At 61.9% G+C, this 9,069-nt stretch carries 9 protein-coding genes and 1 tRNA gene; 6 read left to right on the top strand and 4 right to left on the bottom strand.

Going from position 1 to position 9,069, the window contains the following annotated elements; all coding sequences use genetic code 11:
- From H928_RS33725 to H928_RS0120825, 4 genes are all read left to right on the top strand, one after another.
- The coding region (locus H928_RS33725) for a sulfate ABC transporter permease (protein WP_043341361.1) at positions 1-610 on the top strand (610 nt) is incomplete at its 5' end.
- A gap of 23 nt (positions 611-633) precedes the next feature.
- Positions 634-1,767: a sulfate/molybdate ABC transporter ATP-binding protein gene (locus H928_RS0120835; RefSeq protein ID WP_021028233.1), complete on the top strand. Its 1,134-nt coding sequence runs from the start codon at positions 634-636 to the stop codon at positions 1,765-1,767.
- A 134-nt stretch (positions 1,768-1,901) separates the two neighbouring features.
- Positions 1,902-2,399: a disulfide bond formation protein B gene (locus H928_RS0120830; RefSeq protein WP_021028232.1), complete on the top strand. Its 498-nt coding sequence runs from the start codon at positions 1,902-1,904 to the stop codon at positions 2,397-2,399.
- 218 nt (positions 2,400-2,617) lie between these two features.
- Positions 2,618-3,691, top strand: coding sequence for an alcohol dehydrogenase (locus tag H928_RS0120825; protein ID WP_021028231.1), 1,074 nt, complete (start codon positions 2,618-2,620; stop codon positions 3,689-3,691).
- Between the two features lie 92 nt (positions 3,692-3,783).
- On the opposite strand, the gene H928_RS31115 is transcribed toward H928_RS0120825, so the two are convergent.
- Complete coding sequence (locus tag H928_RS31115) at positions 3,784-4,104, bottom strand: FHA domain-containing protein (protein WP_084635905.1); 321 nt, start codon at positions 4,102-4,104, stop codon at positions 3,784-3,786.
- Positions 4,105-4,622: 518 nt separating this feature from the next.
- On the opposite strand from H928_RS31115, the gene H928_RS0120810 reads away from it, so the two are divergent.
- Complete coding sequence (locus H928_RS0120810; RefSeq protein WP_021028228.1) at positions 4,623-4,805, top strand: CsbD family protein; 183 nt, start codon at positions 4,623-4,625, stop codon at positions 4,803-4,805.
- A gap of 31 nt (positions 4,806-4,836) precedes the next feature.
- Positions 4,837-5,223, top strand: coding sequence for a PRC-barrel domain-containing protein (locus H928_RS0120805; RefSeq protein WP_052330165.1), 387 nt, complete (start codon positions 4,837-4,839; stop codon positions 5,221-5,223).
- A gap of 165 nt (positions 5,224-5,388) precedes the next feature.
- On the opposite strand, the gene H928_RS0120800 is transcribed toward H928_RS0120805, so the two are convergent.
- The 3 genes from H928_RS0120800 to H928_RS29080 all read right to left on the bottom strand — a co-directional run bounded on the left by H928_RS0120800 (position 5,389) and on the right by H928_RS29080 (position 8,917).
- Positions 5,389-5,465, bottom strand: a tRNA-Arg gene (locus H928_RS0120800).
- A 310-nt stretch (positions 5,466-5,775) separates the two neighbouring features.
- The gene (locus H928_RS0120795) at positions 5,776-7,587 is read right to left on the bottom strand and encodes a M14 family metallopeptidase (protein ID WP_373604933.1); all 1,812 of its coding nucleotides are present in this window, start codon (positions 7,585-7,587) and stop codon (positions 5,776-5,778) included.
- A gap of 217 nt (positions 7,588-7,804) precedes the next feature.
- Positions 7,805-8,917 (bottom strand): endonuclease/exonuclease/phosphatase family protein, encoded by a 1,113-nt coding sequence (locus tag H928_RS29080; protein WP_021028225.1) that lies wholly within the window; start codon positions 8,915-8,917, stop codon positions 7,805-7,807.
- Between the last annotated feature and the right edge of the window lie 152 nt (positions 8,918-9,069).

Genomic DNA, 9,069 nt, shown 5'->3' with positions numbered 1-9,069 from the left:
GGGCAAGGCCTTGCTGACATCGCGGGGGGCCCTGCCGTTTTCGGTGTCGCCGGTGGTGGCGGGCCTGACCTATGTGCTGCTGTTTGGCGCCAATGGCTGGTTTGGCAGCTGGCTGGAGGCCCATAACCTCAAGGTGATCTTTGCCGTGCCGGGCATTGTGCTGGCCACCGTGTTCGTGACCTTCCCCTTCATCGCCCGGGAGCTGATTCCGCTGATGCAGGCCCAGGGCAATGATGAGGAGCAGGCGGCCATTGTGCTGGGCGCATCGGGCTGGCAGACCTTCTGGCGCGTGACCCTGCCCAATATCAAATGGGGCCTGCTCTATGGCGTCATCCTGTGCAATGCACGGGCCATGGGCGAGTTTGGCGCGGTCTCGGTGGTCTCGGGCAGCATTCGCGGCCAGACCAACACCATTCCGCTGCATGTCGAGATTTTGTATGCCGACTTTCAGTCTTCTGCAGCCTTTGCGGTGGCGTCGCTGCTGGCCTTGCTGGCGCTGGTGACCCTGGTGCTCAAATCGATCGCCGAGTGGCGTGCCGAGAAAGAGCACAAAGAGGCAGCCAGCCTGCCGCCCGAGCGGCCGCGCGATGACAGCGCAGCCACGGCATAAACACGGTATTTTCGAGGTCGGATATGAGCATTGAAATCCAAAACATTTCCAAGTCGTTTGGCAGCTTTAAAGCGCTCAATAACGTCAACCTGGACATCAAATCCGGTGAACTCATCGCGCTGCTGGGCCCCTCGGGCTGCGGCAAGACCACCTTGCTGCGCATCATCGCCGGTCTGGAGTCTGCCGACCAGGGCACCATCCAGTTCAGCGGTGAAGACACCACCGATGTGCATGTGCGCAACCGCAATGTGGGCTTTGTTTTTCAGCACTACGCGCTGTTTCGCCACATGACGGTGTTCGAGAACGTGGCCTTTGGCCTGCGCATCAAGCCGCGCAAGGAGCGCCCGAGCGAAGCCCAGATTCGCGAGAAGGTGATGAGCCTGCTCAAGCTGGTGCAGCTCGACTGGATCGCAGACCGCTACCCCTCGCAGCTGTCGGGCGGCCAACGCCAGCGCATTGCGCTGGCCCGCGCGCTGGCGGTGGAGCCCAAGGTGCTGCTGCTCGACGAGCCCTTTGGCGCGCTCGATGCCAAGGTGCGCAAGGAGCTGCGCCGCTGGCTGCGCCGCCTGCACGATGAGCTGCATGTGACCAGCATCTTTGTGACCCATGACCAGGAAGAAGCGCTGGAAGTGGCCGACCGCGTGGTCGTGATCAACAAGGGCCAGATCGAGCAGGCCGGCACGCCGCAGGAAGTCTGGGACAGCCCGGCCAGCCCCTTCGTCTACGGCTTTCTGGGCGATGTCAACCTGTTCCATGGCCGCGCCACCGGCGGGCATACGGTGGTGGAGGGGGGCGTGCAGATCGATTCGCCAGAGTTCGCCTCGGCCAACAATGCCCAGGCACTGGCCTATGTGCGGCCCCATGAGCTGGATGTGGAGCGCTATTCGCCCGGCCAGGAAAAAGACGCCGATGGCCGCCAGCGCGGCATCGTCGCCCAGCTCGACCGCGCGATTGTGGTCGGCCCCATCGCCCGTCTGGAACTTATTGCCATTGGCGGGCACCAAGCCCAGGGTGCCGAGGCTTCGAACAGCGACAAACTCATCGAGGCGCAGATTTCTGCGCAGCAGTTCAAAGCCATGGGCCTCAAGGAAGGCGAGACGCTGGTGGTGACACCGCGCCAAGCCCGAGTTTTTCTCGATCAAGCAGCCAATATCTAGTGCCCTGACGCTCGCGCCTGCGCCTGAAGCTGTGAGACCCGGTTCTGCCCTTTGGGCGGGGCCGGTTTTCTGGTTTCAGGCCCCTGCAGGTCTGTACGCGTAAGATGGCGGGGTTGGCAGCATAAGGACATGACTTGAACTGGATCTGGAACGCACCGCGCCGCACCTTGGCGCTGATTTTTGTGGCCTGTGCGGCCATGATGGCCTTTGGCATGTATTTGCAGCACGTGGTGGGGCTGGAGCCCTGTCCGATGTGCATCGTGCAGCGCTACTGCCTGATTGCGGTTGGTGTGCTGGCGCTGCTGGGCAGCCTGCGGCCCTCGTCGGCCGGCTGGTGGAAGAGCTTTGGCGGCCTGGCGCTGCTGTTCTCGGTCTTTGGCGCCTTCACCGCAGCGCGCCAAAGCTGGCTGCAATGGAACCCGCCAGAGTTCGCCACCTGCGGGCGCGACTTCTACGGCATGATCGAGAACTACCCGATCAGCCGCTCGCTGCCGATGATTTTCCGTGGCTCGGGCGATTGCACGGCCATCGACTGGACCTTCCTGGGTCTGTCGATCGCCAACTGGTCCTTCCTCGCCTTTGCCGCATTCAGCATCGTGCTGCTGCTAGCCTTGTTCAAGGCCAAGCGCTGAGCTGCTGCGATCTGCCGACCAACGCCCCTTTCTAGGGGCGTTTTTTATGGCCGATTTGGGTGGGTGACGGCTTGGCTGCCCTTTATCGCCAATGCGACTGGTGTGCGTGATAGCCAGCTTGTGCAGAAAAACGGCCGCACTAATATGCTGATCTGACAGGCATCGAGACAGGCCCGATGGCCCGGCTCATTACAACGAACAAGCAACAAGGAGATCGCATGATCAGCTATGACGTCACCGGCTTTGGTGAACCCCTGGTGCGCAGCGAGCGCCCAACCCCCGTACCGACCGGAGACCAGGTGCTGGTGCGCATTGAGGCCGCAGGCGTGTGCCACTCGGACCTGCACATCTGGCATGGCGAATACGACCTGGGCAATGGCAAAAAGCTGTCGATGGCCGACCGCGGCATGAAGCTGCCCTTGACCCTGGGCCACGAAATTGCAGGCGAGGTGGTGGCGATGGGCCCGGACGCCAAGGGTGTCGAGATCGGCAAGCGCTATGTGGTCTTCCCCTGGCATGGCTGCGGCGAATGCAAGGTCTGCAAGCGCGGTGATGAGAACCTGTGCCTGGCTGGCAAATCTATGGGCGTGTACCAAAATGGCGGCTACGCCGACCATGTGCTGGTCAACCATGCCTACTACCTGGTGGACATCGGCGACATGCCCGCCGAGCGCGCTGCGCCCTATGCCTGCTCGGGCCTGACCACCTACAGCGCGATCAAGAAGATCTCCCCCCAGGTGTTCAAGGACGAGAAGGTCGTGCTGTTTGGCGCTGGCGGCCTGGGCCTGATGGCCATCTTGCTGATGAAGGCCATGGGTGGCGCTGGCGTCGTGGTGGTCGAGCCCGATGCCAGCAAGCATGCGGCGGCATTGAATGCGGGCGCCGATGTCGTCATCGATCCCAAGTCGGCGGACTTTATCGCGCAGGTCAAGCAGGCTGCCGGTGGTGCCGTCTGGGCCATCATTGACTGCGTGGGCTCGAGCCAGACCGTGCAGCAGGGCATCGACATGCTGACCAAGGGCGGCCACCTGGTGCAGATTGGTCTGTTTGGCGGCCATGTGGATCTGCCCACCCCCACGCATGCGATCCGCGCCATTACCTACCAAGGCACCTATGTGGGCAACCTGGGTGATCTGCGCGAGCTGATCGCGCTGGTGCGCGACAAAAAACTGAGCCCGGTGCCAACGACCTGCATGCATTTCAGCAAGGCGTTCTCCGCGCTGGTGGCGCTGGAGCAAGGCAAGGCCGTGGGACGCCTCATGCTGACCCCCAATGAGGAGGCGGTGGCCTGATTCTCCGGCCGCTGAACCCGATTGCCACGGGCCAGGTCTTGGCCATGCAAAAAGTCCGCGAATGCGGACTTTTTTCGTGGAGCGGCAGGCGCTTATTCTTGCGTCTCCAGGGTCGGCACGGAGCCGGACTTGACGACGATCTGGAAAGGGCCAACGCTGACTTGGTCACCCGCATACAGAACCTGGCGCTTGACACGGCGGCCGTTGACAAAGATGCCATTGGTGCTGTCATGGTCCTCGACCATCAACAGGCCAATATAGTAACTAAAGGCCCCATGGTCGCGGCTGATGCTCGGGTCGCTCAGGAAAAGACCGCTGCTCGGACCTCGGCCGATGGCCGTGCAACCGCGTTCCAGCTGGATGGCGCGGGGAGGGGATTGCAGATCAGAGCGAACAAGGATTTCCGGCAACATGGTGAGCTCCTAGAGGAACTGGCTATTAAAAGGTCTGGGCGGATTATGCATCTATTATTCGCTCACAATTGATACACATTGCCAATCATTGTCATAGCTGCGGGCAATGCGCAAAAACTATGAAAAAAACCAAACAAAAACAAAGAATCTAAAAGATGGGTGGGCGATTTTAGGGGTTAGTACCCATCTTCGGTGCCGGCTTTGTGTCAATCCCTACTGTTTTGCTCGGCGGCCTGTGTCTTGGTTTGGCCCCGGTCCTCGGTAGCTCAGCAGCGAGCACGCATCTGCTGCCTCGATAGGCGGGTGGACAAGCTTGATACTTACGCTGTGCACCATCCGCACCCTTTATCACCATGGCCCAGCAGCCCGCATATGCAAGGAATACGCTGTCCGATAACAGGCGGCTGTAAGCCTTTCCCCACTGCCTGACAAGTGGTGCACCTAACTTTTTCCGGCTCGTCCCACGCTATCGTTGAGCCATCCCAACGTTGCTTTGCAACATCACTGAAGGAAAAAGCATGAACAAGAACCAAGTTGCAGGTGCCGTCAAAGATGCGGCTGGGAAGGTCCAGCAGAAAGTCGGCGAGGCGGTCAACAGCCCCGAGCAGCAGGCCAAGGGCATTGCCAAGCAGGTGGAAGGCAAGACCCAGAAGGCAGCAGGCAATGTGCAAGAAGCCGCCAAAGACGCTGCGAAGAAGTAAGGAGATGACAATGAAATCCAAGTCTATTTTGATGCTGGGCGCTTTTGCCGTGACGGTGGCTGCGGGCTCCGCCTTTGCGCAGACGCGAGTGCCCGTCGCCGGTGGCGTTAGGCTGGGTGTGGAGCAGACCGAAATCCAGGCCGTTGCCACGGGTTGGAGCATCAAGAAGTCGGTTCTCGGCAAGAGCGTCTACAACGAAGAGGGCAAGTCCGTGGGCAAGATCGACGACGTGATCGTTGCGCCCGACAAGGCCGTCTCTTATGCCATCATCGGTGCAGGTGGCTTCCTGGGCGTTGGCAAGCATGATGTGGCGATCCCTGTGGGCCAGTTCCGCGTGCAAAATGACAAGATCACATTGCCGGGTGCGACCAAGGATGCGCTCAAGGCATTGCCTAAGTTTGAGTACGCCAAGAAATAATTGCTGCGTCGATGATCAGACATGAAAAGCCCCGAAAGGGGCTTTTTTGCATTGCATGACTCTTGCCATCTGACAGCTGCCATTGCCTGACCCATCGCTCCAGCCTTATCAGCGTTTGGGGATGCGATTTTTGGGATTGCGACTGCAGCCTGCCATAGGAGAATATGGCCTGCCCGACTGGGATCGAACCAGTGACCCACAGCTTAGAAGGCTGTTGCTCTATCCAACTGAGCTACGGGCAGATGCTTGATTGATGGAGGTGCCTGCCTTGATGGGCTTAACCTCAACCGAAGATTTGCGGAGCGGTCCGCACTGGTCATCTTTGCTTTTATGACTGGGCGTCATTATGCACTGAATCAACCTCTCCAGACTCGCCACAGAGGCGGTCAAGCCAAAAGAGGGAGAAGGGTTAGATGGCTATGCTTGTTGCTGCCAGCGGCCAGCGGCCTGCTGGAAAAAGCAATGCCCGCAGTTCCAAAATACTGCGGGCATTTTCTACTCTGGAGGCAGCCATGCACCGGTCAATGCATAGCGCCCAGGGTCGAGTAGCGCTTATTCGGTCTCTTCGTAGACCAGCGAGGGGTTGTTCATCGACCGGGCCACATCGTTGAGGCTGGAGATGATGTGGTTGGCGAAAAAGCTGCTTTGCGTGTCGGGCTCCAGCGCCGCAATCGCCACATTGGCCAGCGACTGGTTCAGCGGCACGTAGTAGCTGCCTTCGGGCACATCGATGGCGACGCGCTCCAGGCCGACCTTGACGCGCTCCACGCTCTGCTGCCCAGGGCCCAGGACATCGCTCTTGGCGCTGCTGCTGCGTTCTTGCTCCTGGTAGGTGTCGGCCAGCAGATTGCCGGGCTCGGCCACGCGCAGCACCTGCAGGCCCAGCGCGCGCAGTTTGTCGACAGCGTCGGTGGCATTGCCCGCCAGCCAGTAGCCGCAAGGGCGTGCGCGCTTGGGGCCGGGGTTGAGCTTGACGGAGGAGTGCCAGTCCACTTCCTGCTGCATCTCCTCACCCGTTTGCGGGTCGAGGAAGACCACGCGGCGCTTTTCCGTGGTTTGTTGCGCCTCCAGCGTGAACTCGCCCCGGCAGGCCTGGGAGGCGATGTCGCGGTTCGCGTAGTTGCGTACCTGTTCGAGCTCCTTGGTGCGCTGGGCGGTGGTCTGCAGTGCAGAGGCGAGCGCCACATACTGGCTGTGTACGCGGCGCTGGATATGCGCGCGGCCAATGCCGACACCCCGGGTCTCGACCAGCATCGTGGCGGCGTTCTTGAGCGCGTTCACATTGCGGCCCGTATCGGGGCGCACACCGCCCATGGACAGTGACAGGTCCTGCGGATCACGGGTGGTGGTGTAGTACCAGTTGGTGCTCTGTCCTTGCTCGGTCAGCGCCTTTTGCATGGGCAGCAAATACCATTCGGTAGACGCCTTGGCGATGAACTCATGCACATTGGCGGTGGTCGGCGTTTGCAGCAGCGCGTCATAGCGCTGCACTCCCTTGAATTTCTCCAGATAGCGGCCGGCCACGGTGAACTCATGGGCATCAAATACCGCAATGGGGCGGTAGATGCGGCTGAGCTTGGCCAGCGCCTGGGCTTCGGGCGTCTGCAGCAGCAGATGGTCGCGGTTCATGTCCAGGCCGTTGGCGGTGCTGCGCCGGCCGGCGGCTGCACCATCGGGGTTGGCGCGGGGCACCAGCAGCACATTGATCTTGTCGAGCACCGATGCCAGCGGGCCTTGCTTGAGGTCCTGGGCCAGGGCCAGCAGCGCTTCGCTGCCGGCGGGCTCATCACCATGCTGCTGGCCAACCAGCAGCACGGTAGGGCGCTGGCTTTGGTCCAGGTCATGCAAGCTGGTGCTGGCAGCGCGGGTCAGCAACAGCGCCAAAATGGGCTGGCCTTCCTGCGAGGTGCCGGCGGTGACCAGCTCGGCCTTGGTGCCGGACTGGCCTGGAGTGGCCAGTTGGCGCAGCCACTGGCCCAGCTCGGCATTGCTGGTGTAGGTGGTGCGGCCTGCGCTCAGTCCTGGCGTGGCGTAGCTGCGCTCGGGATCGGGAAATCGGGCAGCGACTTCGTCGCTCTCCTTCCATCCGCCCAGAGGGCTGCCTTGCAGCGGAACCGTCTCGACCGGGGTGGAGACCACGCCGGCGCTGCCGATGCCCGGGATCTGCACGGGGCTGGGGCCGCTGGCTGGTTTGGTGGTCACCGTCCCTGGCGCTGGCTGGCCGCCCGCGATGGGCGTGCTGTTCCAGGCTGGCAGCGGCGTGCTCGAGCAGGCCGACAGCGCGAGCGCTGCGGCGATGACAGTCAGGCTGGTCCAGCCTGGCATCGCGCGCTGGGTGGATGGGGATACTGCGTCGGGTTTCATCATCGTTGTTGTGCGTGACGAATCACGCCCCTCCTGAAAAATACGTTGCCATTATGCAAAGCCGCGTGGGGCTTTCACGTAGGATGGGTGCGAAACAATAAGTTTCCGTGCGTATCTTGAAACACACTGTGTCGGCGGCGCTATCAGCCGCTGCGGTGCCGCCTGGCAGGCGGGTTCCTCGGAGGCCCCCAAGGGTTCAGCTCCGCGTTGCAGCGAGCTAGGCGCCGTCGTTCGACCGCTCGAATGTACCAGCCGAATCCAGGTCGGGCGATAAATCCCCGGCACTTGCGCCGGGTGTCGGTGCCCGCATGCGCAGCAGCGCGCGCACAAAACCGTGGTCCGAGCGGCTGCGGTCGCGCCCTTCATGCAGGTGGTCGTTGAAGTAATCCACGCGGCGCACATCGCCCACGGCATGGCGGCTGCGTGGGTCGAATTCCTCGCTGACCAGAATCTGGTCGAGCACTGCGGGCGCCCCTTGGTGGATGTGGGAATAGGCCACATCTTTTTTCAGTGTGGCATCACCCAGCAGATCAAAGGCATTGAACAGCGCGCGATCGCGGGCCTTGCGGTCATAGGCCACTTCGGAGCTGGCAGAGATCATCTGCGTGGTGACGCTGTCGGGCGTGTCATTGAAGTCGCCCAGCACCACCAAGGGCATGCGCGTGTGGCGCAGCAGGTCGATCACCAGGCAGCGCAGCGCCGTGGCCTCCACGCCGCGCATCACCAGTGAGCGCAGGGAGGCCAGCGCGGCGATCTTGGGGTTGTCGCGGTCTTCGAGCGGATTGCCATTGGCATCGAGCAGGAACTTGGGGCGCTTGGATTTGAGGTGGCAGGTCAGCACCGTGAGGATCTGGCCGCGCTTCATCTGCAAGGTGGCCACGAGCGGCGGGCGCTCAAAGCGGGTATGGACGCCCAGGCCCGGAATGGGCTGGCCCAGCCCGGCGGGAAAATCGGTGAACGAGCGCGTGGCCAGTACCTTCAGCCGTGTAGCCAGCCCCACGCGCGGGGTGCCGCTGGCGCCAGACCGGCCCTCGCTGTTTTCTGCACCGGGCACGGCCGCATAGTGGTAGTGCAGGCCGCTGGCGGCCAGCGCCTCGCTGAAAGCCGCTTCGTCCCACACCTCCTGTACGGCCAGAATATCGGCGTTCAGCGTCTGAAAGCGGCCGCCCAACCACTGCACTTTGCGCTCGTACTGCGCTCTTGTGTAGGGCGCCTGGTTGGCGTAGAACTCCCGCTCGGGCAGCGCCAGATTGAGCACATTGCAGGTGGCGACCGTCAAGGTATCGGGGGCCAGGGCGGGTGCTGCAGGGTTGGCAGCAGAAGAGGGCATAGAAAAAGGCCGCATGAAACTCGCTTTCGAATGCGGCCTAACCCTAGCGGAATTGGGCGTCCAAATCAACTGCCATCAGCGATGGCGACAGAAATGCGACGACCCAGAACGCTGTTGACGCGATTTATCGCGAGAAGGAGTGGTTGCGGCCA

Origin of the sequence: Comamonas sp. B-9, from assembly GCF_000410635.1 — a bacterium.
Taxonomy (GTDB): domain Bacteria; phylum Pseudomonadota; class Gammaproteobacteria; order Burkholderiales; family Burkholderiaceae_C; genus Comamonas.
This window is presented reverse-complemented; position numbering and strand designations above follow the sequence as displayed.

Excerpts from the sequence above, each read along its gene's own strand:
- H928_RS0120810 (WP_021028228.1), top strand. The coding sequence starts at position 4,623 with ATGAACAAGAACCAAGTTGCAGGTGCCGTCAAAGATGCGGCTGGGAAG.
- H928_RS0120805 (WP_052330165.1), top strand. The coding sequence starts at position 4,837 with ATGCTGGGCGCTTTTGCCGTGACGGTGGCTGCGGGCTCCGCCTTTGCG.
- H928_RS0120825 (WP_021028231.1), top strand. The coding sequence starts at position 2,618 with ATGATCAGCTATGACGTCACCGGCTTTGGTGAACCCCTGGTGCGCAGC.
- H928_RS29080 (WP_021028225.1), bottom strand. The coding sequence starts at position 8,917 with ATGCCCTCTTCTGCTGCCAACCCTGCAGCACCCGCCCTGGCCCCCGAT.
- H928_RS31115 (WP_084635905.1), bottom strand. The coding sequence starts at position 4,104 with ATGTTGCCGGAAATCCTTGTTCGCTCTGATCTGCAATCCCCTCCCCGC.
- H928_RS0120835 (WP_021028233.1), top strand. The coding sequence starts at position 634 with ATGAGCATTGAAATCCAAAACATTTCCAAGTCGTTTGGCAGCTTTAAA.
- H928_RS0120795 (WP_373604933.1), bottom strand. The coding sequence starts at position 7,587 with ATGAAACCCGACGCAGTATCCCCATCCACCCAGCGCGCGATGCCAGGC.